General features: G+C 73.7%; 27 protein-coding genes. 14 read left to right on the top strand and 13 right to left on the bottom strand.

Features of this window, described 5'->3' with window-relative positions; translation table 11 throughout:
• The first annotated feature begins 91 nt into the window (after positions 1 to 91).
• From ACI8AP_RS18995 to ACI8AP_RS18970, 6 genes are all read left to right on the top strand, one after another.
• Positions 92 to 991, top strand: coding sequence for an ABC transporter ATP-binding protein (locus ACI8AP_RS18995; protein ID WP_456590929.1), 900 nt, complete (start codon positions 92 to 94; stop codon positions 989 to 991).
• The gene (locus tag ACI8AP_RS18990; RefSeq protein ID WP_456590928.1) at positions 988 to 1830 is read left to right on the top strand and encodes an ABC transporter permease; all 843 of its coding nucleotides are present in this window, start codon (positions 988 to 990) and stop codon (positions 1828 to 1830) included. The genes ACI8AP_RS18995 and ACI8AP_RS18990 overlap by 4 nt, the downstream gene beginning before the upstream one ends.
• The gene (locus tag ACI8AP_RS18985) at positions 1827 to 3074 is read left to right on the top strand and encodes a sensor histidine kinase (RefSeq protein ID WP_456590927.1); all 1248 of its coding nucleotides are present in this window, start codon (positions 1827 to 1829) and stop codon (positions 3072 to 3074) included. The genes ACI8AP_RS18990 and ACI8AP_RS18985 overlap by 4 nt, the downstream gene beginning before the upstream one ends.
• Positions 3071 to 3718: a response regulator gene (locus tag ACI8AP_RS18980; RefSeq protein ID WP_456590926.1), complete on the top strand. Its 648-nt coding sequence runs from the start codon at positions 3071 to 3073 to the stop codon at positions 3716 to 3718. The genes ACI8AP_RS18985 and ACI8AP_RS18980 overlap by 4 nt, the downstream gene beginning before the upstream one ends.
• 271 nt (positions 3719 to 3989) lie before the next feature.
• Positions 3990 to 5063, top strand: a complete 1074-nt coding sequence (gene ychF, locus ACI8AP_RS18975) for a redox-regulated ATPase YchF (RefSeq protein WP_456590925.1) — start codon at positions 3990 to 3992, stop codon at positions 5061 to 5063.
• A gap of 115 nt (positions 5064 to 5178) precedes the next feature.
• Positions 5179 to 5376 carry a hypothetical protein gene (locus ACI8AP_RS18970; RefSeq protein ID WP_456590924.1) on the top strand — a complete coding sequence of 66 codons (198 nt, stop codon included), beginning with the start codon at positions 5179 to 5181 and terminating at the stop codon, positions 5374 to 5376.
• Positions 5377 to 5383: 7 nt separating this feature from the next.
• Here the strand turns inward: ACI8AP_RS18970 and ACI8AP_RS18965 are convergent, their stop codons facing one another.
• The 9 genes from ACI8AP_RS18965 to ACI8AP_RS18925 form a co-directional block, all read right to left on the bottom strand.
• Positions 5384 to 6538: an RNA polymerase sigma factor gene (locus tag ACI8AP_RS18965; RefSeq protein ID WP_456590923.1), complete on the bottom strand. Its 1155-nt coding sequence runs from the start codon at positions 6536 to 6538 to the stop codon at positions 5384 to 5386.
• Entirely contained in the window at positions 6535 to 6942 is a 408-nt protein-coding gene (locus ACI8AP_RS18960) for a YciI family protein (RefSeq protein ID WP_456590922.1), read from the bottom strand. Before ACI8AP_RS18960 ends, ACI8AP_RS18965 begins: the two co-directional genes overlap by 4 nt.
• A gap of 114 nt (positions 6943 to 7056) precedes the next feature.
• Positions 7057 to 8241: an NAD(P)/FAD-dependent oxidoreductase gene (locus ACI8AP_RS18955; RefSeq protein WP_456590921.1), complete on the bottom strand. Its 1185-nt coding sequence runs from the start codon at positions 8239 to 8241 to the stop codon at positions 7057 to 7059.
• A gap of 34 nt (positions 8242 to 8275) precedes the next feature.
• Positions 8276 to 9145, bottom strand: coding sequence for an RNA polymerase sigma-70 factor (locus tag ACI8AP_RS18950; protein WP_456590920.1), 870 nt, complete (start codon positions 9143 to 9145; stop codon positions 8276 to 8278).
• A complete protein-coding gene (locus tag ACI8AP_RS18945; RefSeq protein WP_456590919.1) occupies positions 9142 to 9735 on the bottom strand; it encodes a carboxymuconolactone decarboxylase family protein in 594 nt (197 codons plus the stop codon). The genes ACI8AP_RS18950 and ACI8AP_RS18945 overlap by 4 nt, the downstream gene beginning before the upstream one ends.
• 84 nt (positions 9736 to 9819) lie before the next feature.
• On the bottom strand, positions 9820 to 10152 hold the full coding sequence (locus tag ACI8AP_RS18940) for a hypothetical protein (RefSeq protein ID WP_456590918.1): 333 nt from the start codon (positions 10150 to 10152) through the stop codon (positions 9820 to 9822).
• 111 nt (positions 10153 to 10263) lie between these two features.
• Positions 10264 to 10764: a hypothetical protein gene (locus tag ACI8AP_RS18935; RefSeq protein WP_456590917.1), complete on the bottom strand. Its 501-nt coding sequence runs from the start codon at positions 10762 to 10764 to the stop codon at positions 10264 to 10266.
• A 124-nt stretch (positions 10765 to 10888) separates the two neighbouring features.
• Positions 10889 to 11125 carry a hypothetical protein gene (locus ACI8AP_RS18930; RefSeq protein WP_456590916.1) on the bottom strand — a complete coding sequence of 79 codons (237 nt, stop codon included), beginning with the start codon at positions 11123 to 11125 and terminating at the stop codon, positions 10889 to 10891.
• A 71-nt stretch (positions 11126 to 11196) separates the two neighbouring features.
• Positions 11197 to 11736, bottom strand: coding sequence for a dihydrofolate reductase family protein (locus tag ACI8AP_RS18925; protein ID WP_456590915.1), 540 nt, complete (start codon positions 11734 to 11736; stop codon positions 11197 to 11199).
• Positions 11737 to 11885: 149 nt separating this feature from the next.
• On the opposite strand from ACI8AP_RS18925, the gene ACI8AP_RS18920 reads away from it, so the two are divergent.
• The 6 genes from ACI8AP_RS18920 (at position 11886) to ACI8AP_RS18895 (ending at position 17966) form a co-directional block, all read left to right on the top strand.
• The gene (locus ACI8AP_RS18920; RefSeq protein ID WP_456590914.1) at positions 11886 to 12338 is read left to right on the top strand and encodes a nuclear transport factor 2 family protein; all 453 of its coding nucleotides are present in this window, start codon (positions 11886 to 11888) and stop codon (positions 12336 to 12338) included.
• A 94-nt stretch (positions 12339 to 12432) separates the two neighbouring features.
• On the top strand, positions 12433 to 12774 hold the full coding sequence (locus ACI8AP_RS18915; RefSeq protein WP_456590913.1) for a PspC domain-containing protein: 342 nt from the start codon (positions 12433 to 12435) through the stop codon (positions 12772 to 12774).
• Positions 12775 to 12883: 109 nt separating this feature from the next.
• Positions 12884 to 13501 (top strand): hypothetical protein, encoded by a 618-nt coding sequence (locus tag ACI8AP_RS18910; RefSeq protein ID WP_456590912.1) that lies wholly within the window; start codon positions 12884 to 12886, stop codon positions 13499 to 13501.
• Between the two features lie 142 nt (positions 13502 to 13643).
• Positions 13644 to 14633 carry an LLM class flavin-dependent oxidoreductase gene (locus tag ACI8AP_RS18905; RefSeq protein WP_456590911.1) on the top strand — a complete coding sequence of 330 codons (990 nt, stop codon included), beginning with the start codon at positions 13644 to 13646 and terminating at the stop codon, positions 14631 to 14633.
• Between the two features lie 46 nt (positions 14634 to 14679).
• Positions 14680 to 15585, top strand: coding sequence for a DUF1028 domain-containing protein (locus ACI8AP_RS18900; RefSeq protein WP_456590910.1), 906 nt, complete (start codon positions 14680 to 14682; stop codon positions 15583 to 15585).
• A 92-nt stretch (positions 15586 to 15677) separates the two neighbouring features.
• Complete coding sequence (locus tag ACI8AP_RS18895) at positions 15678 to 17966, top strand: putative bifunctional diguanylate cyclase/phosphodiesterase (protein WP_456590909.1); 2289 nt, start codon at positions 15678 to 15680, stop codon at positions 17964 to 17966.
• Here ACI8AP_RS18895 and ACI8AP_RS18890 read toward each other — a convergent pair.
• The 4 genes from ACI8AP_RS18890 to ACI8AP_RS18875 form a co-directional block, all read right to left on the bottom strand.
• Positions 17950 to 18909, bottom strand: coding sequence for a hypothetical protein (locus ACI8AP_RS18890; protein ID WP_456590908.1), 960 nt, complete (start codon positions 18907 to 18909; stop codon positions 17950 to 17952). The two genes, ACI8AP_RS18895 and ACI8AP_RS18890, sit on opposite strands and share 17 nt — an antisense overlap.
• 107 nt (positions 18910 to 19016) lie before the next feature.
• On the bottom strand, positions 19017 to 19814 hold the full coding sequence (locus ACI8AP_RS18885; protein ID WP_456590907.1) for a succinate dehydrogenase/fumarate reductase iron-sulfur subunit: 798 nt from the start codon (positions 19812 to 19814) through the stop codon (positions 19017 to 19019).
• Between the two features lie 20 nt (positions 19815 to 19834).
• On the bottom strand, positions 19835 to 21781 hold the full coding sequence (locus ACI8AP_RS18880) for a fumarate reductase/succinate dehydrogenase flavoprotein subunit (RefSeq protein ID WP_456590906.1): 1947 nt from the start codon (positions 21779 to 21781) through the stop codon (positions 19835 to 19837).
• 13 nt (positions 21782 to 21794) lie between these two features.
• Complete coding sequence (locus ACI8AP_RS18875) at positions 21795 to 22457, bottom strand: succinate dehydrogenase cytochrome b subunit (RefSeq protein WP_456590905.1); 663 nt, start codon at positions 22455 to 22457, stop codon at positions 21795 to 21797.
• Between the two features lie 207 nt (positions 22458 to 22664).
• Here ACI8AP_RS18875 and ACI8AP_RS18870 point away from each other — a divergent pair, with 207 nt between their 5' ends.
• Both ACI8AP_RS18870 and ACI8AP_RS18865 read left to right on the top strand, forming a co-directional pair.
• Positions 22665 to 23273 carry a sulfite oxidase-like oxidoreductase gene (locus ACI8AP_RS18870; RefSeq protein WP_456590904.1) on the top strand — a complete coding sequence of 203 codons (609 nt, stop codon included), beginning with the start codon at positions 22665 to 22667 and terminating at the stop codon, positions 23271 to 23273.
• Positions 23266 to 24087: FAD-binding oxidoreductase (locus ACI8AP_RS18865; protein ID WP_456590903.1), on the top strand; the 822-nt coding region annotated here is incomplete at its 3' end. The genes ACI8AP_RS18870 and ACI8AP_RS18865, both read left to right, overlap by 8 nt.

Genomic DNA, 24087 nt, shown 5'->3' with positions numbered 1-24087 from the left:
GGGCGGGGCCGTCCGCCGTCCACCGGTCGGTGGACGGCGGATCAGCGCTCCGGTCGTTCCCCCGGGGTGGCTCTCCGGCGATGCTGGCTGCATGACGACGATCCACGAGGCGCCGGACGTGCCCGGTGCGGCAGCCGGCGAGCGACCGGCCGTGCGGGTGCGCGGTCTGGTGAAGCGGTACGGGGGGCGGGCCGTCGTGGACGGCGTCGACCTCGACGTCCGGCGGGGCGAGGTGTTCGCCCTGCTGGGCCCGAACGGGGCCGGCAAGACGACGACCGTCGAGATCCTCGCCGGCCTCCGGCGGCGGGACGGCGGGACGCTCGAGGTGCTGGGGGAGGACCCGGCCGGCGCCGACCGGCGCTGGCGGGACCGCGTCGGTGTCGTCGGGCAGAGCACCGGGGCGGGTGACGCCCTCACCGTGCGCGAGACGGTCGACCACTACGCGCACTACCACGCGACCCCGCAGGACAGCGTCGAGCTGCTCGCCGCCGTCGGTCTGGAGGGGGCGGCGGGCACGCGCGTCGACCGGCTCTCCGGCGGGCAGCGGCGGCGGCTGGAGGTCGCGCTGGGCGTGCAGGGGCGGCCGGAGCTGCTCTTCCTCGACGAGCCGACGACCGGGCTCGACCCGGTCGCCCGCCGGCAGTTCTGGTCGCTGGTCGAGGGGCTCCGCGACCGCGGCACCACCATCGTGCTCACCACCCACTACCTCGACGAGGCCGCGCACCTGGCCGACCGGGTCGGGGTGATCGCGGCGGGCCGGCTGGTGGAGGTGGCCGCGCCCGGGGCGCTCGGCGCTGCGCTGCGGCAGGAGGCCACCGTGCGCTGGACCGAGGACGGCGTCGTGCGCGAGGTCGTCACCCGCACGCCGGCCGGCGTCCTGCGCGACCTGCTGGCGGCGACCCCAACCGGCGAGATCCCCGACCTGACCGTGACCCGCCCCGGCCTGGAGGACGTCTACCTCCGGCTCGTCTCCGAGGGAGCTCCCCGATGACCGCCCTGCTGCCCACCCCGCCGCCGGCCGCCCGCCGTCCGGCGCCCCCGGGGGCCTGGGCGATCGGGCGGGCCAGGGTGGCCCTGGAGCTGCGGCTGTTCGTCCGCGACCCGGGCCAGCTGGTGTTCTCGTTCGCCTACCCGGTCGTGATGCTGGTGATCTTCGGCTCGATCTTCGCCGGCCGCGAGGTGGCGCCCGGGGTGGACTTCCGGCAGTACTTCCTCGCCGGCATCGCCGCGACGGGGATCATGCTGACCAGCTTCCAGGCCGTCGGCCTCGCGATCACCGAGGAGCGCGACCGCGGCGACCTGCTGCGGCTGCAGACGCTGGGCACCCCGCCGCTGGCGTACGGGATCGGCAAGGCCGGCCAGGTGCTGCTCACGACCGTCGTCCAGCTGACGGTGCTGCTGGTGGTGGCGGCGACGGTCTACGACGTGCCGATGCCCGGCGACGCCGGCCGCTGGCTGACCTTCGCCTGGGTGGCGGTGCTGGGCATCCTCGCCGGCACGGTGCTCGGCATCGCGGTGTCGTCGTTCGTCGGCAGCGCGCGGGCGGCGGGCGCGGGCATCCCGGCGGTCGCCGTCGTCCTGCAGTTCTTCTCCGGCGTGTTCTTCGTGTTCTCGGAGCTGCCGGGGTGGATGCAGCAGCTGGCCGCGGTCTTCCCGCTCAAGTGGATGACGCAGGGCATGCGCTCGGTCTTCCTGCCCGACGCGGCCGCGGCCGCGGAGCCCGCGGGCAGCTGGGAGCACGGGACCACTGCCGTGGTGCTGGCCGCATGGGTGATCATCGGCGTCGTGGTCTGCGCCCGGACGTTCCGCTGGCGGCGGAACGCCGGATGAGCGTCCGCAGCCGGCTCGGCGCCGCCTTCCTCCCGCCCGCGGACGAGGAGGGCGGCGCCGAACCGCTGTCCGAGCGCGGCTGGCGGGCGACCGTCGTCGGGATGCACGTCATCTCGGCGGCGTTGTGGGGGCTGGCCGTGGCGACGGCGGTCGCCGACCACGACGGCGGGCGGCTGACCGCCGTCCTGGGGGTGCTGGCGGGGTTCGCGCTGGCGTACGTGCTGGCCGGTGCGCCGGCGCTGAGCGGTGATGCGCCGGTCCGTGCGGTCGTCTACCTGGCGGTGCTCGTCGCCGGGTTCTGCGCGCTCGGGTTCCTGTCCCCGGAGCTGTTCTTCCTGCTGTTCCTCGCCTATCCGCAGGTGTGGTTCGTCGTGCACGGCCGGACGACGGGTGTGGCGTGGACCGTGCTGCTGGCAGCCGCCACCGCGGCCGGCCCGCTGGTGCGCGCGGTATCGGGGGAGCTGGCACGGGAGGTGCTGGTGCAGACCGCCATCAGCCTGCTGTTCAGCCTGGCGCTGGGGCTGTGGATCAGCCGGGTGCTGCACCAGAGCGCTCACCGCGCCGAGCTCATCGAGCAGCTGGAGCGCACCCGGGCGCAGCTGGCCCGCGCCGAGCACGAGCGCGGTGTCCTGACCGAGCGGGAGCGGCTGGCACAGGAGGTGCACGACACCCTCGCGCAGGGCTACACGAGCATCGTGGTCCTGGCGCAGACCGCGGCCGCCCAGCTCGCCGCCGACCCGGTGGTCGCCCGCGAACGGCTGACGCTGATCGAGGAGGTGGCGCGGGAGAACCTCGCCGAGGCGCGCGCCATGGTCGCCGCCTTCCGGCCGGTGGCGCTGGACGGCTCGACCCTGGTCGAGGCGCTGGCCCGCCTGGCCGAGCGGTTCGGGCGCGAGACCGGCCTCCCGGTGCGCGTGGACACGTCGGCGCTGGACGGCGGTCTGGCGCTGCGCCGCGACGAGGAGGTCGTCCTGCTCCGGGGAGCGCAGGAGGCGCTGACCAACGTGCGCCGGCACGCGGCGGCGCGGGCGGTGGTGATCCGGGTGTCGGTCGTCGGCGGTGAGGGGGCGCGGCAGGTGTCGGTGCACGTGGAGGACGACGGGGTGGGTTTCGAACCGTCCCGCGCGCGCGGTGCGGGGCTGGAGGGGCTGCGCGACCGCGTCTCCTCGGTCGGTGGCGAGGTCGACGTGGTGTCGGCGCCCGGTGAGGGCACGCGGGTGACGGTGTGGGTGCCGGCCTCGTGAGCGGCAGCGCGGTGATCCGGGTGGTGGTGGTCGACGACCACCCCGTGGTCCGGGGCGGCCTGGTCGGGTGGCTCGACGCGCAGCCCGACCTCGACGTGGTCGGGGAGGCGGGCGACGGGGCCGAGGCGCTGGCGCGGGTGGCCGAGCTGGCGCCGGACGTCGTCCTCATGGACCTCCGCATGCCACGGATGGACGGCGTCACGGCGACCGGGCGCATCCTCTCCGCGCACCCGGACGTCCGCGTGCTGGTGCTGACCACCTACGACACCGACGCCGACATCGTGCGCGCGGTGGAGGCGGGGGCGACCGGCTATCTGCTGAAGGACACGCCACTGCCGCAGCTGGCCGACGCCGTCCGGGCCGCGGCCCGCGGGGAGACCGTGCTGGCGCCGCCGGTCGCCGCGCGGCTGGTCTCGCGGCTGCGGGCCCCGGCCGCCGAGGCGCCGACCGCGCGCGAGCTGGAGGTGCTCGCGGGCGTGGCGCGGGGGCTGACGAACGCCGAGATCGGCCGGCAGCTGTTCATCGGCGAGGCGACGGTGAAGACGCACCTGCTGCGGGTCTTCGCGAAGCTCGGGGTGGACGACCGGACCCGGGCGGTGCTGGTGGCGGTGGAGCGCGGGTTGCTGCCCTCGCCGGGGCGGTGACCGGATCGTCATCGGCCCCGAGGGGCAGCCCTGGACCTGGGCCGCACCACGGCCGCTCCGCAGGGACCCGCCGCGAGCTGCGTCCGTGCGGTGCTTGCCCACGCTGTATCCCTTCGACCGATCCATCACGGTCGTCGGCCGGCGGCGGGGGGAACTGGAGCACGGACCTCATCAGGGCGGGGAGGCCCACGGTGGTGGGCGCCGCCGCGCGGGTGCCACCACGATGTCGGGCGTCCGGAGGCGGTGCGCCGGGGCCGTACTCTGAGCTCCCGTGAGCCTCACCATCGGGATCGTCGGCCTGCCCAACGTCGGCAAGTCGACCCTGTTCAACGCCCTGACCAAGAACGACGTCCTCGCGGCGAACTACCCGTTCGCGACGATCGAGCCGAACGTCGGCGTGGTGGGGGTGCCCGACCCGCGGCTGGAGAAGCTCGCGGAGATCTTCGGCTCGCAGAAGATCATCCCGGCGACGGTGTCCTTCGTGGACATCGCCGGCATCGTGCGCGGCGCCAGCGAGGGTCAGGGCCTGGGCAACAAGTTCCTGGCGAACATCCGCGAGAGCGACGCGATCTGCCAGGTGATCCGGGTCTTCAGCGACCCCGACGTCGTGCACGTCGAGGGCAAGGTGAGCCCGGCGGACGACATCGAGACGATCAACACCGAGCTCGTGCTGGCCGACATGCAGACGCTGGAGAAGGCGATCCCGCGGCTGGAGAAGGAGGCGAAGAAGGACAAGGAGCGCGCCGCGCTGCTGTCCGCCGCCCAGGACGCGCAGAAGGTGCTGGACGAGGGGAAGACCCTCTTCTCCGCCGGCGTCGACCCCGAGCCGCTGCGCGAGCTGACGCTGCTCACCACCAAGCCGTTTCTCTACGTGTTCAACGTCGACGCCGACGAGCTCGCGAACAGCGAGAAGCTCGACGAGCTGCGGGCGCTGGTGGCTCCGGCGGAGGCGATCTTCCTCGACGCGCAGACCGAGTCGGAGCTGATCGAGCTGCCGGCCGACGAGGCCGCCGAGCTGCTCGAGTCGATCGGGCAGAGCGAGCCCGGGCTGGACCAGCTGGCGAAGGTCGGCTTCCGCACCCTGGGGCTGCAGACCTACCTCACCGCCGGGCCCAAGGAGTCGCGCGCCTGGACGATCCCGGTCGGCGCGACCGCCCCGCAGGCTGCCGGGGTCATCCACACCGACTTCCAGCGCGGCTTCATCAAGGCAGAGATCGTCAGCTTTGACCAGCTGGTCGAGGCAGGGTCGATGGCCGAGGCAAAGAGCAAGGGCTGGGTGCGCATGGAGGGCAAGGACTACGTCATGGCCGACGGCGACGTCGTGGAGTTCCGCTTCAACGTGTGACCTCCGGGCGCACCCCACGGTGGACGCGCGGAACAGGGGTTACAGGAGCAACGTTCTGGTGTCGATGTCCCCGATGGCCGGTGTCGCCGGGGTGCCCCACGACCGAGGAGACCTGATGGACTACCTGCGACAGCTGCAGGCGGAACGGCCGCTGCTCTTCGGGATCCTGCTCCTGGTGGGCTTCATCGTCGCCTTCCAGCTCGCGATCTTCGTGATCCAGCTGATCGTCGGGCCCTTCGGCCTGCCGGGCTGGGCGCCCCTCGTGATCCTGGTGGGCGGCCTCGTCCTCGTCGCCCGCCGGCAGCAGCGGTAACCCCTCGTCAGCCCGGTCGGGCGTTGAGCCGGGCCGCCTGCCGCGTGAGGTGGTCGCGCTCGGGCAGGTTCGGGGCGGCCCGGGCGGCCTCGGCGTAGAGCCGCGCCGCCGTCGCCGGGTCGCCGTCGCGCTCGTGCAGGTACGCCGCGACGGCGGAGTAGCGGGGGAGCGAGGGGTCCAGTTCGGCCAGGGCGGCCAGACCGGCCCGCGCACCGTCGGCCTCGCCGACCGCGACGGCCCGGTTGAGGCGGGCGATCGGACTGCCGGTGAGCCGCACCAGCTCGTCGTACCACTCCACGATCTGCACCCAGTCGGTCTCCCCGGCGGTGCGTGCGTCGGCGTGCAGCGCGGCGATCGCGGCCTGCGCCTGGAACTCACCCAGCCGGTCGCGGGCCAGCGCGGCCTGCAGCACCTCGACGCCCTCGGTGATCGACCGGGTGTCCCACGCGGTGCGGTCCTGCTCGGCCAGGGGCACGAGGCTCCCGTCGGGGCGGGTTCGTGCCGGGCGGCGCGCGGAGTGCAGCAGCATGAGCGCCAGCAGCCCCGACACCTCGGGGTGGTCGCTGACGGCGGCGAGCTGCCGGGTGAGGCGGATGGCCTCCGCGGCGAGATCGACGTCGCCGGAGTAGCCCTCGTTGAAGACCAGGTAAAGGACCCGCAGCACGGTCGCGATGTCCCCGGGCTGGTCGAACCGGACGCCCGACACGGTCCGCTTGGCCCGGCTGATCCGCTGCGCCATGGTCGCCTCCGGCACGAGGTACGCCTGGGCGATCTGCCGCGTGGTGAGGCCGCCGACCGCGCGCAGCGTGAGCGCGACCGCCGAGGCCGGGGTCAGGGACGGGTGGGCGCACAGGAAGTGGAGCCGGAGGGAATCGTCCAGGACCTCGGCCGGCCCCGGCGGCGGTTCGGCCTCGACGCGCAGCTCGCGCTGCCGCCGGGAGGACTCGGCGCGGGTGGCGTCGAGGAACTTGCGCCAGGCCACCGTGACCAGCCATCCCCGCGGGTCGCGCGGCGGGTCGTCCGGCCACACCCGGACGGCTTCGACCAACGCTTCCTGGACGGCGTCCTCGGCCGCCGCGAAGTCGGCTCCGCGGCGGCCGAGGATCCCGATCACGGTGGGGATGAGCGCCCGGAGCAGGGTCTCGTCCACCGGTGCGGTCACTCCGTGACGGTGGGCGGCGCCGTCAGGAAGGGGCGCAGCTCCAGCCACTCGTGGATCGGCTCCCCACCTGCGCCAGGAGCCGCGGAGAGCTCACCGGCCAGCTCCACCGCCCGCTCGTGGCTGTCGACGTCGATCACCATCCAGCCGGCGATGAGGTCCTTCGTCTCCGCGAACGGGCCGTCGGTGACCGGCGGCCGCCCCTCGCCGTCCGAGCGGACCCACGTGCCCTCGGGCGCGAGCGCCTGCCCGTCGACGAACTCGCCGGTGCCCTCCAGCCGCTCGGCGAACTCCTGCATGTACCGCACGTGGGCCGAGATCTCCTCCGGCGTCCACTTCTCCATCGGGACGTCGTTCACCGCCGCCGGCGCGCCGCGGTAGTGCTTGAGCAGCAGGTACTTGGCCATGGTGTTCTCCCTGGTGAGGTACGGCCCATTCTGGCCGTTCGCACCCGGGGGACGGAGCCGCGCTCGGATTCTCGACATGGGGCGCGGGCCCTGTCGAGGACCTTCAGGACGGGGTCAGACCCGGCCGCGGAGGATGCGGTGCCAGTAGACCTGCGGCAGCCCGTAGCGGTCGAACAGCCACTGCCAGCGTCGCGGCACGAACGGGTCGAGGAAGGGCACCGACGGCTGGGACCGGTTGTCGCGGTCGACCTCGTTCAGCATCAGCTTCCGGCGCGTCACGGTGATCGGCATGACCGTGTAGCCGTTGTACTGCTGCATCGGCTTGCCCGTCGCGGCGGCCGACAGGTTCTCGCTCAGCACCTTCACCTGCTTCCGCAGCGCGCCCCCCGACGGGCGGGTGGCGAGGTCGGCGGCGTCGCCGAGGCCCCAGATCGACCCGTGCCGGCGGTGCCGCAGCGTCCCGGGGTCGACGTCCACCAGGCCGGGGGAGGCATCGACGGCGAGGCCGGCGTCGGCGATCCAGCGCGGCGCCCGGTAGTGCGGGACGGCGTGCGCGAACGCGACGTCCTCCAGCACCCGCCGGCCGCTCGAAGAGGTGATCGTGACCGAGTGCAGGTCGCCGTCCACCCGCTCGATCCGTGACTCGCGCAGCACCTCGATGCCGTAGCCGGCGAACACGTCCTCCAGGTACCGGTCCGCTTCCGGGATGCCGGTCCCCGCCGCCGCCGGCAGCACGAGGCGGACCTGCAGGTCGTCCAGCACGCCGGCGCGCCGCCAGTGGTCGCACGCCATCAACAGCGGCTTGAGCGCGGTCGGCCCGCAGGACGCCGGCTCCGGGGGCACGGTGAAGACCACGGAGCCGGCCCGCAGCGACGTCACGCCCGGCCACACCAGCGGGGCGCTGCCCGGCACGTACGAGGACGCGGCCCACCCCTCGGTGTAGGCCCGCTGCAGCCCCGGCGTCGCGTCCCAGTCCTCCACGAGGCCGGGGCAGAGCACGAGGGTCGAGCAGTGCAGGGTCCGGCCCCCGCGGGTGCGCACCGTCATGGCGGCGGGGTCGACGGCGTCGACGGCGTCGCGGATCCACGTGCACCCGTCCGGCACGACGTCGGCCATCGGGCGCTCGAGCTCCGCCATCGACGCCTCGCCCGCGGCGACGTAGTTCAGCAGCGGCTTGTACCGGTGCACCGGGGACGGCGCCACGACGGTGACGTCCTCCACCCCGTCCCGGAGCAGCCGCGCCGCCAGGGAGATGCCGGCGTTGCCGCCGCCCACGATGAGCACGTTCGTTCCCGCCACGTCCGCTCCCCAGGATCAGGCCGCGGACCTCTGGTCAACGCCGCAGCTCGGCCACCGTGTCGAGCCTGCCCAGTTTGTGCGGGTTCCGAACCGCGTACATGCGGCTGATCCGGCCGTCCTCGACGACGAACGTGACCACGGTGTCGAACTCGCCGCCGGGGTCGATCCGCGCCCCGACCGCCCCGTTGACCAGCGGGGTGGTGATCCGCACGCCGGGCGCGAGCTCGGCGAACCGGGACAGCGCGTTCGCCACCCGCGCCCGGCCCGCGAACGGTCGCCGGGCGGCGGGCGCCAGACCGCCGCCGTCCGCGACCACGACGACGTCGGGCGCCAGGACGTCCAGCAGCGCCTGCACGTCGCCACCGGTGAGCGCGGCGAGGAACCGGTCCACGACCTGCTGCTGCTCGGTGCGGCTCACCGTCATCCGCGGTCGCCGGGCCGCCACGTGCTCGCGGGCCCGGTGCGCGATCTGCCGCGCCGCGGCGCTGGACCTGCCCACCGCCTCGGCGATCTCGTCGTAGGGCACGTCGAACACCTCGTGCAGCACGAGGACCGCGCGCTCGACCGGTCCCAGCGTCTCCAGCACCGTGAGCACCGCGATCGAGACGCTCTCCGCGAGCTCGACGTCCTCGGCGACGTCGGGGCCGGTCAGCAGCGGCTCCGGCAACCACTCGCCCACGTAGTCCTCGCGCCGGCGGGAGATCGTCCGCAGCCGGTTCAGCGCCTGCCGGGTGACGATCCGCACCAGGTAGGCGCGCGGGTCCCGCACCGTCGCGGGGTCCACCTCGGCCCACCGCAGCCAGGTCTCCTGCACCACGTCGTCGGCGTCGGCGGCCGAGCCGAGCAGCTCGTAGGCGACGGTGAAGAGCAGGCCGCGGTGGGCGGGGAAGGGGTCGTCGGTCATGCCGGGGTGAGGCCGTCCCGCGAAGGGGTGGCCAGCGGCGGCAGGCCGCAGGACGCCGCGAACTCCTGTGAGCGGATGCCGAGTGCGACGTTGGCCCGCGCCGTGAGGTTCATCGCGCCGACCCGGGCGGTCAGCTCGACGAGCGCGGGCGCGCCGAGGTCGGTCAGCAGCGCGGCCGACAGCTCGTCGGTCACGGCCGGCGGCGTCTGGCTCATCGCCTCGGCGTACTCCATCACTCGCCGCTCCAGGGGCGTGAACACCGTCGACTGCCGCCAGCGCGGCACCTCGCGGGCCTTCGCCTCGTCGAGCCCGCGGTTGCGCGTCATGAAGTAGTGGAGATCCAGGCAGAACCTGCACCCGACGGCCGCGGCCGCGGCCATCGACGCGAAGTTCGCGAGCTGGGGGTCCAGCCGGTGCCACGCGTCGGCCTTGCGGCCCAGGCCCATCAGGTCCTTGACCACGGCCGGGTGGTGCCAGAGCACGCCGACGGACTCCGGTACCTGGCCGAACATCCTCCGGCACATCGCCTTCACCAGGCCTCCGTAGATGCCGGTGACCTCGGTCGCGGGGACCCGCGTGCTGCTCGCCATGTCTCCTCCTCCAGGTGTGTCGATCCGACGACATGGAGACACCGGCCGCGCCGCCGGTGTGACAGGGCGAGGAAGTCCACGGAGTCACACGGCGACGGCGAGACCGGCGGCGGTCGCGAGCAGCGCCAGGCCGCCCAGCCACGCCGACCGGACCCCGGTGCGCCGGCCGGCGGGGCTCCCTCGCCCGGCCAGCACGGCGCCGCCGACCACCGCGGCCGCCCCGGCTGCCACCGCCGCGAGCTCCATGACCAGCCACGGCGACGCGGTCGGGTGGAGCCACCGGGTGGGCGGCGTCCACCCGAGGAGCCAGCTGTAGGAGGCGGCCCAGCACACGACGGCGAGGACCGCCAGGGTGCGCACGGGCCACCGCCACCGGTCGGCCCGGACCGGTCGTGAGCTCTCGCGGGCATCGAGCACGCCGGGAGAGTAGGGGAGGAGGCCACCCAGCGGCGGTGGACCGGACCCCGTGCGTCGGCGAGGGGCGCCCGGGGGGTGACCCGGCGGCCCTCGCCGACGGAGCGCGTCCCGTCAGGTCGTGACGAGCCCGCGCACGCTCTCGGTCAGGGTCAGCGCCAGCCGGCGGGTCACGCGCAGCCCCTGGTCGGCCAGGGCGTAGGTGGTCTCGATGACCTCCTCCGGCCGGACGAACACGGCGGGCACGAAGCTGCGCACGATCGTCGTCACCCCCTGCACGAGGCCGACGACGGCGTCCTCGCTGCTGTCCGCCGCCGCGGCGAGCTGCCGGCGGGCCTGCTCCTGCTCCTGCTCGCGCAGCTCCACGAGGAGGTCGCGGCGGACGGCGAGGACCAGCTGGCGGGCCCGCTCGTCGTGGGATCCGTTGCGGGCCTCCTGCAGGACCTGGGCGGCCAGCAGCTCCCGGGCCCGGTCCTCGGCCTCCTCGCGGGTACGGGCCAGCTCGTCGAGCTCCGGCGTCGTCGGCTCGGTGCCGGCCGCGTCCTCGTCGGACTGCTTGCGGTTCTTCGGCTCGGTGGTGGACGTGGCCGGCGGCTTGGCTGCGGGCGTGGTCATGGCTTCCTCCTGGATCGTCTCCGTCCGGACAGCACCAGGCTCCGGCCGGAAGGTGACCCGTGGGGGAGCAGCGCGCGCACGGCAGGGGAGCGACCCGGTAACAGTCGTACCGCGGCCGCCGGGATCAGCCGGCGAGGCGGGCGCACTCCCCGCACCGCGCCGTGCCGTGCTGCGTGGGCCAGTCCTGCGCGGCGGTCGCCCGCACCAGCTGCCCGCACAGCGACGCCTCCAGCCCGTCCACCACCGGCTTGGCGACCGCGTGCACGACGTCGTCCGCGCGACCGGCCCCGGCGTCGTCCGACCGGACGTCACGCCCGATCCAGCCGACCCGGATCCCGATCACGAAGAGGCTCGCCGTCATGGCGCCAGCGTGGGCACCGAAGGTGTCCGCCCGGTGACGCGGTCCGGAACACCTGGCGGCGACCGGGCGTCTCACCCCTTCCGGGCGGGCCGGTAGACCAGGTGCAGGACGCCGGTCGGGAAGGCCTCCGAGGACAGCAGCTCCAGCGGGGTGCGGCCCAGCTCGTCGGTCCAGCGGCGCTCCCCGGCGACCACGACCGGGTCCACCAGCAGCACCAGCTCGTCGAGCAGGCCGGCCTCCAGCAGCGACCGCACGGTCGTCAGGCTGCCGGACATGCCGATGGTGCCGGCGGTGCGCTCCTTCAGCGCCCGCACCTCGTCGAGGGAGCGCAGCACCGTCGTCCCGGCCCAGTCGGAGCCCTGGAGCGTCGTCGACAGCACGTACTTGGTGGCCGGGTTGATGAACTCGGCGAACTCGTCGCTGTCGTTGCCGGGCCAGTACCGGGCCCACTGGTCGTGCAGGACGCGGCCCATCAGGTAGGCCTCGCACCGGCCCAGGTGCCGGTCCATGGCCGCGCCCATCGCCTCGTCGAAGTACGGCCCGTGCCACTGGTCCGGGCGCTCGGCCGAACCGTCGACGGTGGTGAACAGGGCGGCGGCGATGCGTCCCACGGGATCTCCTTCGGTGAACCGGTCGTCGAGAACCTAGACGGGCCGGCCGCGGCGAACTCATCGGCCGGCGTGCGAGGGGGCCCGCACCCCCGGCAGGCTGGCACCCGGTGGCCGGCAGGCGGCCGCCGCTGCGCCCGAGGAGGCACCGCGTGTCCCGACCACCGTTCCCGCCGTTCACCCTGGAGACCGCCCAGCAGAAGGTGCGCGCCGCGGAGGACGCGTGGAACACCCGCGACCCGGTCCGGGTGGCGCAGGCCTACACGGAGGACACCGTCTGGCGGAACCGCGCCGAGTTCCTGCGGGGCCGTGACCAGGTGGTGGACTTCCTGACCCGCAAGTGGCAGCGCGAGCTGGACTACGCGCTGCGCAAGGAGCTGTGGGCCTTCACCGACGACCGCATCGCGGTGCGCTTCCAGTACGAGTGGCAGGACGCCGAGGGCCGCACGTGGCGCTCCTACGGCAACGAGAACTGGGAGTTCGCCGCCGACGGCCTGATGCGCCGGCGGGAGGCCAGCATCAACGACGTGCCCATCGCCCTCGAGGAGCGCTGGATCCTCGGCCCGCGGGAGGACGGCGACACGACGCCGCTCCCGCTGCGGTGAGGTCCGGCCGGGGGAGACCCCGAGCGCCGTTCTCGGGGACGGATCCGGGTGTCACCGGATGTCGCGCCGGCGGCGCCGCGCGCAGGCTCGTGGCATGACGAACTCAGTTCCCCTCCCTCCGCCCGCGGACGCCCCCGACGGCGGGCAGCAGCTCCCGCCGCGGCGACCGGAGCTCCGGCGCAGCACCACCGACCGCATGGCCGGCGGGGTGTGCGGCGGGCTCGCCGAGTACACCGGCATCGACGCCGTGCTGTGGCGGGTCGGCTTCGTCGGCCTGACCGTCGCCGGTGGTGCCGGCATCCTCGTCTACCTGCTGCTGTGGGTGCTGATGCCCGCGGGGCCGATGCGGGACGACGAGAACCCCAGCCCTCTGGAGCGGCAGGTGCAGCGGCTGCACGACGTCCTCACCGGTGGGCGGGCGGCGTCCCCGCGGTGAGCCCGGTCGCCCTCCCGCGGGCCGGCCGACGGTCGGCACCGGCCCGCGAGGGGCGCCGATCCGACAGGATGGGCCGACCCCAGCCGTCGACCACTGTTGGAGCACCGTCGTGACCGTTCCCCCCGCGCCCCAGCCGGCCCCTGTGGTCGTGCCGAAGTTCTTCGTCCGGCAGCGGGTCACGATGATGGTCAACCGCTACGAGGTGCGCTCGGCGAACCCCGACGGCAGCGAAGGGCAGCTCCTCGCCCTCGCCGAGCAGAAGCGGATGAAGCTGCGGGAGGAGGTCACCTTCTTCGCCGACGAGTCCAAGAGCCGGCGGGTGTTCTCCTTCAAGGCCCGCCAGCGGCTGGACGTCGGCGCCGAGCACGACGTCCTCGACGAGCACGGGCAGCCCGTCGGCTACTTCCGGAAGGCGTTCGGCGCCAGCCTGCTGCGCTCCACCTGGCATCTGTCGGCGCCCGGCATCGACGCCGTCGGCCAGGAGCGCAACCGGTTCATCGCGCTGCTGCGCCGGGTGTGGGGCCTCATCCCGTTCCTCGACAGCATCCCGGTGCCGTTCCTCTTCCACTTTGACTTCACCGACAGCCGGACCGGGGCGCTGGTGATGAGCAGCGAGAAGCGGATCGCGCTGCGCGACCAGTACACGGTGACCGTTCCCGACGACCGCCTGGACTTCCGGGTGGCGGCGGCGATGGCCGTCGCGCTGGACGCGCTGCAGAGCCGCTGACCCACGCTCTGGGGGTGTTCGCGGCGCTCCACGGCCACTGCAGGACACGCGGCGCGGCCGGAACGCTCCCAGGGCGCAGGGGAAGGTGCGGCGGGCCGGCGGCGTTGCGCCAGGCAACCGACGTGAAAGGCCCGTACCGCACATGAGCATCACCCTGTCCGTCCTCGACCTGGCACCCATCCCGCGCGGGGAGACCGCGAACAGCGCCATCGCCGCGAGCGTGGCCCTCGCCCAGCGCGCGGAGGAGCACGGTTACGCGCGCGTCTGGTACGCCGAGCACCACAACATGCCCTCGATCGCCTCGTCGGCCACCAGCGTGCTGATCGCGCACGTCGGCGCGCAGACCAGCAGCATCCGGCTGGGTGCCGGCGGGGTCATGCTGCCCAACCACTCGCCGCTGACGATCGCCGAGCAGTTCGGCACGCTCGACGCGATGTACCCCGGCCGCATCGACCTGGGGCTGGGCCGTGCCCCGGGCAGCGACCAGAACACCATGTACGCGCTGCGCCGCGACCCGCGTTCGGCCGACAGCTTCCCGCAGGACATCCTCGAGCTGCAGGCCTACCTGGCCGGTGAGAGCCGGGTGCCCGGTGTCGACGCGATCCCCGGCAAGGGCTCGCGGGTGCCGCTGTACGTGCTCGGGTCGTCGATGTTCGGCGCCACGCTCGCCGCGGCGCTCGGGCTGCCCTACGCGTTCGCCTCGCACTTCGCGCCGGCCATGCTCGAGCCGGCCGTCGCCGCCTACCGCCGGGAGTTCAAGCCCTCCGAGCAGCTGGCGGAGCCCTACGTCATCGCCGGGGTCAACGTCGTCGCCGCCGACAGCACCGCGGCCGCGCAGGAGCAGCTGCAGGCCGTCCGGCGGAACCTGGCCGTCGGCCTGTTCGGCCGTGGCCGGGCGCTCACCGACGAGCAGGCCGACCAGCTGCTCGCGCAGGGAGCCGGTCAGCACGTCTCCACCATGCTGACCCACACCGCCGTCGGCACCCCGGCCGAGGTGCGCGAGCACCTCGAGGGGTTCGCGAAGCTGGCCGACGCCGACGAGCTGATCGTCGCCCACCAGTCGGCGTCCCTCGACGGACGGCTGCGGTCGGTGGAGCTCCTGGCCCAGGCCATGGGGGACCGCGCACTGTGACGCACCGGGGTTTCGGGTCCCGGGGAGCCGCGGGTAGGCCGCCGCGGTGACCTACTCGATCGTGGCCCGCGACCCCGAGACGGGGGAGATGGGCGTCGCCACCCAGTCCCAGGCCTTCGCGGTCGGCAACAGCGTCCCCTTCGCCCTCCCGGGGCACGGGGTCATCGCCACGCAGTCGATGGCCGAGCCCATGTACGGCTCCGTCGGTCTCGACCTCCTGCGCGGCGGGTTCACCGCGCAGGAGGTGCTGACGGCGCTCAGCAGCGTCGACCCCCAGCCCGAGCGCCGGCAGGTCGCCGTCCTCGGTCTCGCCGGCGACTTCGCCGTGTACACGGGCACCAGCTGCGTCGACGCCGCCGGTCACCTCGTCGGCGACAACTGCGTCGCGCTGGCCAACATGGCGAGCTCGCCCGCGGTGTGGGAAGCGATGGTGGAGCGGTTCGAGGGCTCCGCCGGTCTGCTCGCGCAGCGCCTGCTCAGCGCGCTGGTGGCGGGGGAGGAGGCCGGCGGTGACTTCCGGGGACGCCGGTCGGCCGCGATCATGGTCGTCCGCGCGACCACGACCGGGCGTCCCTGGCACGACATGGTGGTCGACCTGCGGGTCGACGACTCCCCGGACCCGCTGGGCGCCCTGGCCGAGCTGACCGTGACCCGCGCCCGCTACCAGGACGTCGTCCGCGCCTTCCAGCAGGCCATCGACGGGGACCCCGTCACGGCCGACCGGGAGCTGGAGCTGCTGCGCCCCATGGACCCGGTCACCGAACCCGACCAGCTGATGTGGCGGGCCGTCGTCGCGGCCCTCGCGGGCCGGGAGGACGACGCCCGGGCGATGCTCGTCGAGCTTGCCGCCTCCGCGCCGCAGTTCATCGAAGCGGCCAGCCGCTTCGGCAAGGCCGGGCTGATGCCGGCCGACGTCGTCGACCGGATCATCCCGCCGGTGCCTCCCGCCTGACGCTCCCGGCGCGGCCCCGGCCTCCCCCCGGCGGGGGAGGAGGGACGTGAGCTGCGTTTCAGCCGATCTCGTACCGCGCCGATCGTCCGGTCATGGATGAGCGGCGCACCGGGAGCACGCGGGGGCGCGACGCGGACCGGGCGCTGCGTGCCGTGCGGGTCACGGCCGCCGTCGCGTCCGCCGCCTGGGTGCTCTGCCTGGTGATGGCCGCCCTCGGGATCCCGTACGTCGGGGAGTACCTGGCCGCGGGCGGGAAGCTGGTCTTCCTCGCCGCCCTCACGGTCGTGCTCGTGCTGCGGGCACGCGTGACCTCGGTCGCACGCCGGGCGTGGCTCTGCTTCGCCGGCGCGGTCGGGGCCTACCTGCTCGGTGGCGCGGTCTACGAGCTGCACTACCGCGGGCTGGAGACGGTGCCCCGGCCGTCGTGGGCCGACGCCCTCCAGCTGGGGTTCTACCCGCTGGCCTTCCTCGCGCTGCTGCTCATGATCCGCGGCCGGGTGCGGCGGCTCACGGCCGACCTCTGGCTCGACTGCCTGGTCACCGGGCTCACCGCCGGGGCCCTGGCCGCGTCCCTGGCCCTCGGGGACCTGCTCCGCACCGCGGCGGACGGGCACGGCGCCGCCTTCGTCGGCATCGCCTACCCGGTGGGTGACCTGCTGCTGCTCAGCCTGCTGGCCGCCGGCCTGGTCGTCATCGGGCGGCGCGGCGGGGGCGGCTGGTGGTGGGTCGTCACCGGGCTCCTGCTGTTCGTCACCGGCGACACCGTGTACGCCTACCAGGTCGCCCACGACACGTACTCCGTGGGCAGCGCGCTCGACGTGGTCTGGGGTCTGGCGTTCCTGTGCTTCGGGTTCTCGGCCTGCCACGCCCCCGCCGGGGGCATCTCCGACCCCGCCGCGGTCCGCGCGCCGCTGCTCGTCCCCGCGGTGTGCACCCTGACCGCGGTCGGGCTGCTCGTCCACGGGTACTTCCGTGGCGGCGACCCGATGACGGGGGCGCTCGCCTTCGGCGCGGTCCTCGCCGCCCTGGCGCGGACCGCGCTCACCTTCCGCGCCGTCCGCGCGCTGGCCGACAGCCGCCGCCAGGCGCGCACCGACGAGCTGACCGGGCTGCCCAACCGGCGCTGCGTCTTCGAGGCGCTCGACGCCCTGGACACGCGGCTCCTCGCCGGTGAGGAGCTCGCCGTCCTCGTCCTCGACCTCGACCGGTTCAAGGAGATCAACGACTCGCTGGGCCACGGTGTCGGCGACGCGCTGCTGCGGGAGGTCGGCACCCGGCTGCGGGCGCAGGTGCGCGACGGTGACCTGCTGGCCCGGCTGGGCGGGGACGAGTTCGTCGTCCTGGCCCAGGACCTGGACGTCGACGGCGCCCTCGTCCTGGCCGACCGCCTCCGCGACCACCTGCGGCGCCCGTTCCGGCTCGCCGGCATGGAGCTCGGCCTGGACGCCGCCGTCGGTGTCGCCGTGGGCCCCGAGCACTCGCGCAGCGCCGCGGAGCTGCTGCAGCTGGCCGACCTGGCGATGTACTCGGCGAAGTCCGGCCGCCTCGGCGCCGCCGTGTACGACGAGGACCGGGACGGGCACGGTCGGCACCGGCTGGAGGACGTCTCGGCGCTGCGGCGGGCCCTCGAGACCGGTGAGCTGGTGCTGCACTACCAGCCGAAGCTCGATCTCCCCACGGGCACGGTGGCAGGCGTCGAGGCGCTCGTCCGCTGGCAGCACCCGACGCGGGGGCTGCTCTACCCGGACGCGTTCATCGACCTGGCGGAGTCGGCCGGGCTCATGGGCCAACTGACCGCCCGGGTGGTCGACATGGCCCTGGCCCAGTGCCGCCGCTGGGCCGACCAGGGCCGGTCGCTCACCATGGCGGTCAACGTCAGCCCCTCGAACCTGGTCGACCAGTCCTTCCCGGACGACGTCGCCCGCCTGCTCGCCGCGCACGGGCTGACCGCGGGCAGCCTGGTCCTCGAGGTCACCGAGAGCCTGCTGATGGAGGACCGGGAGCGCGCCGTCGGGGTGCTCGGCCGGCTGCGGGACGACGGCGTCGGCGTGGCCATCGACGACTACGGCACCGGCCACTCCAGCCTGGCCTACCTCGCCGCGCTGCCGGTCACGGAGCTGAAGCTGGACCGCACGTTCATCGCGGCGATGACCGGGAGCGCCCGAGCGGCTTCGATCGTCACCTCCACCCTGCAGCTGGCGCACGCGCTGGGCCTGGTGCTGGTGGCGGAGGGCGCGGAGGACGCGGCGACGGTCGCGGCCCTCGCGGAGCTGGGCTGCGACGTCGTCCAGGGGTACCACCTGAGCCGGCCGCTACCGCCGGACGAGCTGTGGAGCTGGCTGGACGAGCGGGAGCAGGCGCCGCTCACCAGCCGGGCGTGAGCCCTTCGTCGAGCCAGGTCTCGTACTCGTCCTCGGTCATCGGGCGAGCCGCGGCCAGCGCCGCCTCGAGCACCGGCAGCGCGACGACCGGGTCGGCCGTCACGCCGATCCGGACGTCGGGGTCGAAGCGGACCAGCTCCTGCCAGTACCCGGACGAGCGCAGCCAGCGCCCGTCGCCGAGGGCGGTGCAGGAGGTCATCGGCTGGTCGCCGCCCGGCGTCCAGAGCGAGGTCGCTGCGCACGGGTCGGCCGCCGCGGGATCCACCGGCTGGGCGCGGAACAGCCAGAGCACCGCGTCGGCCCGGTGGTCGGCGCGTTCCAGCCGCGTCCAGATCAGCGGGCTGCCGGTCGCCTGGGACGCGGAGACCCGGTAGCCGTCGACCGCGGTGACCCACGGGTGGTCAGTGGTGCCCACCTCCGTGAGGATCCGCTGCTGCTGGGCGTCCTGGGCCGCCTCCGTCCCGCGCGGCACGAGGACCGCCGCGGCGCATCCCGCGAGGAGCACCGCCGTGACGATCCGGACCACGCCGGGCCACTGCAGGCCGGCGACCGCGGCGAACGGCAGACCGGCGGCCGCGTAGCGGAGCAGCACGGGCACGCCGTCGCCGACGTCCAGGCGCAGCGCCACCCCCGCGAGCACGACGACGGCACCGGACGCGACCACGCCCAGGGTGACGCCCCGCAGCACCGAGCCGGGCCGGCCGCAGCCACCCGGTCCCGCGGTGCGGTCCACGGCGACGGCGAGCCCGCAGGCGACGGCGGTGAGCACGGCGACCGCGATGCCCACGGCGGTCCAGCCGCCGAAGAGCGAGGCGATGACGACGGGCGCGCCCACGACCGCCATCAGGATGCCGAGCCCGCCGGCCAGCAAGACGTGCAGCAGCGCGCGGACCGGGGACGCCGTCGGGGGTGCCACGCGGTCTTCGGCGGTCGTGGGCAGCACGCGCGCAGTGTGCCAGCCGGCGTGCGGCCTCGGAGTGCACGAGAGCCCCCCTCCGGTGTCCGGAGGGGGGCTCTCGTGCAGTTCCGCGCCAGGGGGGCGCGGTGAGGTCAGCTCTTCGGCCGCGCCCCGGCGCGCAGGGCGCCGAGCAGGTCGTGGTTCAGCCGGGAGATCGTCTCCATCGAGATGCCCTTCGGGCAGGAGGCGGAGCACTCGCCGATGTTCGTGCAGCCGCCGAAGCCCTCGCGGTCCTGCTGCGCCACCATGTTGACCACGCGGTCGTTGCGCTCGGGCTGGCCCTGGGGCAGCAGCCCCAGGTGCGTCACCTTGGCGGCGGTGAACAGCATCGAGGAGGCGTTCGGGCAGGCCGCCACGCAGGCACCGCAGCCGATGCAGGTGGCGGCGTCGAACGCGGCGTCCGAGTCGGCCTTCGGCACCGGGGTCGCGTGCGCCTCGGGCGCGGTGCCGGTGGGCACGCTGATGTAGCCGCCGGCCTGGATGATCCGGTCGAACGCCCGCCGGTCGACGGCGAGGTCCTTGATCACCGGGAACGCGGTGGCGCGCCACGGCTCGATGTCGATCGAGTCGCCGTCCTTGAAGGAACGCATGTGCAGCTGGCACGTGGTCGTCTGCTGCGGGCCGTGCGCCTGACCGTTGATCATGACGCCGCACATGCCGCAGATGCCCTCGCGGCAGTCGTGGTCGAAGGCGACCGGGTCGTCACCCTGCATGATCAGCTGCTCGTTGAGCACGTCGAGCATCTCGAGGAACGACATGTCGGGGGAGATGTCGGTGATCTTGTAGGTCACCATCTTGCCCTTGGCCGTCGGCCCCTGCTGGCGCCAGATGCGCAGCGTCAGGTTCATCCCGCGCTTCTCGGCCGCGGGGTTGCCGACGCTGGAGCGCATCGGGCCTTCGTGTGTGGCTGTCACTTGTAGCTCCGCTGGGCGAGGTGGACGTACTCGTACTCGAGGTCTTCCCGGTGCAGGACCGGGGGCTGGCCCTCCGGCGTCCACTCCCAGGCCGCGACGTAGGCGAAGTTCTCGTCGTCGCGCAGCGCCTCCCCGTCGGGCGTCTGGCTCTCCGCGCGGAAGTGGCCACCGCAGCTCTCGCGGCGGTGCAGGGCGTCGATGCACATCAGCTCGGCGAGCTCGATGAAGTCGGCGACCCGGCCGGCGTGCTCCAGCGTCTGGTTGAACGAGTGCCAGTCGCCGGTCACCTTCAGGTTGGTCCAGAACTCCTTGCGGATCTCCTGGATGCGGTCGATGGCCTTGCGCAGGCCCTCGTCCGTGCGCTCCATGCCGCAGAGGTCCCACATCAGCTGGCCGACCTCGCGGTGGAAGGACGCCGGGGTGCGGTTGCCGTTGATGCTCAGCAGCTTCTGCACCTGCTCCTGCACACCGGTGAGCGCCTCGACGGCGGCGGGGTGGCTCTCGTCGACCTTCTCGAACGGCCCGTCGGCGAGGTAGCTGCTGATCGTCGACGGGAGCACGAAGTAGCCGTCGGCCAGCCCCTGCATCAGCGCGGAGGCGCCGAGCCGGTTCGCGCCGTGGTCGGAGAAGTTGGCCTCCCCGATCACGAACATGCCCGGGATCGTCGACTGCAGGTCGTAGTCGACCCACAGCCCGCCCATCGTGTAGTGCACGGCGGGGTAGATCCGCATCGGGACCTCGTAGGGGTCCTCGCCCGTGATCTGGGCGTACATGTCGAAGAGGTTCCCGTACTTGGCCTCGACGGCCGGACGCCCGAGGCGCTCGATCGCCTCGGCGAAGTCCAGGTAGACGCCGAGCCCACCCGGGCCCACGCCGCGGCCCTCGTCGCAGACGTTCTTGGCCTGGCGCGAGGCGATGTCGCGGGGCACCAGGTTGCCGAACGAGGGGTAGAGGCGCTCGAGGTAGTAGTCGCGGTCGGACTCGGGGATGTCCCGCGGGTCGCGGTCGTCGCCGCGCTCCTTGGGCACCCACACGCGGCCGTCGTTGCGCAGCGACTCCGACATCAGGGTCAGCTTCGACTGGTAGTCGCCCTTGACCGGGATGCAGGTGGGGTGGATCTGCGTGTAGCAGGGGTTGGCGAAGTACGCGCCCCGCTTGTGCGCCCGCCAGATCGCCGTGGTGTTGGAGCCCTTGGCGTTGGTGGAGAGGTAGAAGACGTTGCCGTAGCCACCGCTGGCGATGACCACCGCGTCGGCGAAGTGCGTGCTGATCTCGCCGCTGACGAGGTCGCGGGCGACGATGCCGCGGGCGCGGCCGTCGACGACGATCAGGTCGAGCATCTCGGTGCGCGAGTGCTCCTCGACGGTCCCGGCCGCGATCTGCCGCTCCAGCGCCTGGTAGGCGCCGTAGAGCAGCTGCTGGCCCGTCTGGCCGCGGGCGTAGAAGGTGCGCGAGACCTGGGTGCCACCGAAGGAGCGGTTGTCGAGCAGGCCGCCGTACTCGCGGGCGAAGGGGACGCCCTGGGCGACGCACTGGTCGATGATGTTGACGCTGACCTCGGCGAGGCGGTGCACGTTGTTCTCGCGCGAGCGGAAGTCGCCGCCCTTGACCGTGTCGTAGAACAGCCGGTGCACGCTGTCGCCGTCGTTGCGGTAGTTCTTGGCGGCGTTGATCCCGCCCTGCGCGGCGACGCTGTGCGCGCGGCGCGGGCTGTCCTGGTACCAGAACGACTTCACGTTGTAGCCGGCCTCGCCCAGCGTGGCGGCGGCGGAGCCACCGGCCAGGCCCGTGCCGACGACGATGATCGTCATCTTGCGGCGGTTGGCGGGGTTGACCAGGCGGCCGCGGAACTTGCGCTCGCTCCAGCGCTCGCCGATCGGGACGTCGGTGGGGGCCTTGGTGTCGGCGATGGGCTCGCCGACGGTGAACAGCTCGAGAGGCATCTGGGGGAGCTCCTTAGTCGATGAGCCCGAAGAGGACGGAGAACGGCACCAGCAGGAATCCGAGGGTCAGGACGGTCGAGAACCCGAGGGCGAACAGGCTGACCGTCTTCTCGCGGCGCCGGTTGCTCTGGCCCAAGGTCTGCGTGGCGCTCCAGATGCCGTGCCGCAGGTGCATGCCCAGCAGGATCACCGAGATGGCGTAGAAGATCGTGACGAACGGGTTCTGGAAGCTGGCGACGAGCCGGTCGTACGGCGTGCTGTCGAAGCCCTCGGCGTTCACCGCACCCAGGGTGAGGTCGAGGACGTGGTAGATGATGAAGGCGCCGACGATCACGCCGCCCCAGCGCATCGTCCGCGAGGCGTAGCTCTGGGCGGTGGCCTTCTTGGTCACGTAGCCCGACGGGCGCGCACGCTTGGCCTGGCGCCACAGCGAGACGGCGGCCCAGAAGTGCGCCACGACGGCGACCAGCAGCACGATCCGGATGACCCAGAGCGTGGTCTGCCCGGGCAGCGCCGGGTTGCCGACCGTCCGGATCCAGCCCGAGTACGAGTTGAACGCCTCGGCGCCGGAGAAGGCCTTCAGGTTCCCGATCACGTGCGCGATCAGGTACAGCACCATGATGATGCCGCTGACGGCCATCACGGCCTTCTTGAAGACCGAGTTGGTCTTCGCCACCTTCGGGGTCCTGCGCTGAGTGTGCTCCACCGTCACCACAAGTCCCCACGCTAGGACTACACGGTGCTTGCCACCAAGCCAACACGAGGTGACACGGCTCATGTAAGGCGACCCTCACCGCAGGTCGGAGGGGAGGCTCCCGGCATCCGTGCACGTCGGGGGCGCGCGGTGGTGGTCCAGGCGCCTCCGGTGGGGGATCGTGTCCTCGTGCCCACCCCCACCCGTGGATTCCTCGGCCGCCGCCGCGAGCGCGACCCGCGGCTGCCGCCCGGCCAGTACGACGTCGGCGCCGACTGGCCGGTGCTGACCGCCGAGCCGACCCCGCGCATCTCACCCGAGACCTGGAGCATCACCGTCGACGGGAAGGTGGAGTCGCCGACGACGTGGTCGTGGGAGGAGGCGCACCGGCTGCCGCCGTCGGAGTACCGCGGCGACATCCACTGCGTCACGACCTGGTCGAAGTTCGACACCCGGTTCTCCGGCGTCAGCGTCGACACGCTGCTCGATGCCGCCCGGCCGACCGCCGAGGCGCACTTCGTCATGGCGACGTCGAAGACCGGCTACACGACCAACCTGCCGCTGGCCGACGTCACCGGCGGCAAGGCGTGGTTGGTCTGGGACTTCGACGGTCGCCCGCTGACCCCGGAGCACGGTGGTCCCGTCCGGCTGCTGGTGCCGCACCTGTACTTCTGGAAGAGCGCCAAGTGGATCAGCAAGCTGACCCTGCTGGCCCGTGACCAGCCGGGCTTCTGGGAGCAGAACGGCTACCACGACCGCGGGGACCCGTGGCGGCAGCAGCGGTACCAGGGTGACTGAGGCCCCGGACCCGGTCGTGCTCGGCGCCGGGGTCCCCGGTGCCCCTGCCGGTGGCTGGCGGACGGCCACCGTCGCCGGCGTCCGTCGGCCGGTGCCGCGCTCGGTGCAGCTGCGGCTGGACGTCGCCGACCGGGTCGACCACCTGCCCGGGCAGCACTACGTGGTCCGGCTCACCGCCCCCGACGGGTACACCGCGCAGCGCTCCTACTCGGTCGCCTCCGCGCCCGGCGATCCGCTGGTGGAGCTGTTCGTGGAACGGCTGGACGACGGCGAGGTCTCCACCCACCTGGCCGACGTCGTGGAGCCGGGCGACGTGCTGGAGGTGCGCGGCCCCATCGGTGGCTGGTTCGTGTGGGACACGGAGAGCCCGGCGCTGCTGGTCGCCGGCGGCACCGGCGTCGTCCCGTTCGTGTCGATGCTGCGCACCGCCCGGGCGCTGGGACGCGCCGACCGGCTCCGGATCGCCGTCTCGGTCCGGACGCTGGAGCTGCTGCCCTACGCCGACGAGCTGCTCGCCGCCGGCGCGCTGGTCGTCACCACGCGGGAGCCGCACGGCATCCGGCCCGCCGGCCGGCTCACCGCCGCGGACCTCGTGCCGCTGTGGGAGCCGGGTCAGACGGCCTTCGTCTGCGGCTCGGCCGCGTTCGCCGGCGCGGCCACCCGGCTGCTGGAGACCCTGGGCATCCCGGCGGCGGACATCCGGGTGGAGCAGTTCGGGGCGCGGGGGGGGGGGGGGGGGGGGGGGGGGGGGGGGGGGGGGGGGGGGGGGGGGGGGGGGGGGGGGGGGGGGGGGGGGGGGGGGGGGGGGGGGGGG

It is taken from the genome of Blastococcus sp. SYSU DS1021 (assembly GCF_054050995.1).
This window is presented reverse-complemented; position numbering and strand designations above follow the sequence as displayed.

What these genes read in the sequence shown, in the direction of transcription:
- ACI8AP_RS18995 (WP_456590929.1), top strand. Translation starts at nt 92, where the DNA reads ATGACGACGATCCACGAGGCGCCGGACGTGCCCGGTGCGGCAGCCGGC.
- ACI8AP_RS18990 (WP_456590928.1), top strand. Translation starts at nt 988, where the DNA reads ATGACCGCCCTGCTGCCCACCCCGCCGCCGGCCGCCCGCCGTCCGGCG.
- ACI8AP_RS18985 (WP_456590927.1), top strand. Translation starts at nt 1,827, where the DNA reads ATGAGCGTCCGCAGCCGGCTCGGCGCCGCCTTCCTCCCGCCCGCGGAC.
- ACI8AP_RS18970 (WP_456590924.1), top strand. Translation starts at nt 5,179, where the DNA reads ATGGACTACCTGCGACAGCTGCAGGCGGAACGGCCGCTGCTCTTCGGG.
- ACI8AP_RS18960 (WP_456590922.1), bottom strand. Translation starts at nt 6,942, where the DNA reads ATGGCCAAGTACCTGCTGCTCAAGCACTACCGCGGCGCGCCGGCGGCG.
- ACI8AP_RS18950 (WP_456590920.1), bottom strand. Translation starts at nt 9,145, where the DNA reads ATGACCGACGACCCCTTCCCCGCCCACCGCGGCCTGCTCTTCACCGTC.
- ACI8AP_RS18945 (WP_456590919.1), bottom strand. Translation starts at nt 9,735, where the DNA reads ATGGCGAGCAGCACGCGGGTCCCCGCGACCGAGGTCACCGGCATCTAC.
- ACI8AP_RS18935 (WP_456590917.1), bottom strand. Translation starts at nt 10,764, where the DNA reads ATGACCACGCCCGCAGCCAAGCCGCCGGCCACGTCCACCACCGAGCCG.
- ACI8AP_RS18930 (WP_456590916.1), bottom strand. Translation starts at nt 11,125, where the DNA reads ATGACGGCGAGCCTCTTCGTGATCGGGATCCGGGTCGGCTGGATCGGG.
- ACI8AP_RS18915 (WP_456590913.1), top strand. Translation starts at nt 12,433, where the DNA reads ATGACGAACTCAGTTCCCCTCCCTCCGCCCGCGGACGCCCCCGACGGC.
- ACI8AP_RS18905 (WP_456590911.1), top strand. Translation starts at nt 13,644, where the DNA reads ATGAGCATCACCCTGTCCGTCCTCGACCTGGCACCCATCCCGCGCGGG.
- ACI8AP_RS18895 (WP_456590909.1), top strand. Translation starts at nt 15,678, where the DNA reads ATGGATGAGCGGCGCACCGGGAGCACGCGGGGGCGCGACGCGGACCGG.
- ACI8AP_RS18885 (WP_456590907.1), bottom strand. Translation starts at nt 19,814, where the DNA reads ATGCGCTCCAGCGTCGGCAACCCCGCGGCCGAGAAGCGCGGGATGAAC.
- ACI8AP_RS18880 (WP_456590906.1), bottom strand. Translation starts at nt 21,781, where the DNA reads ATGCCTCTCGAGCTGTTCACCGTCGGCGAGCCCATCGCCGACACCAAG.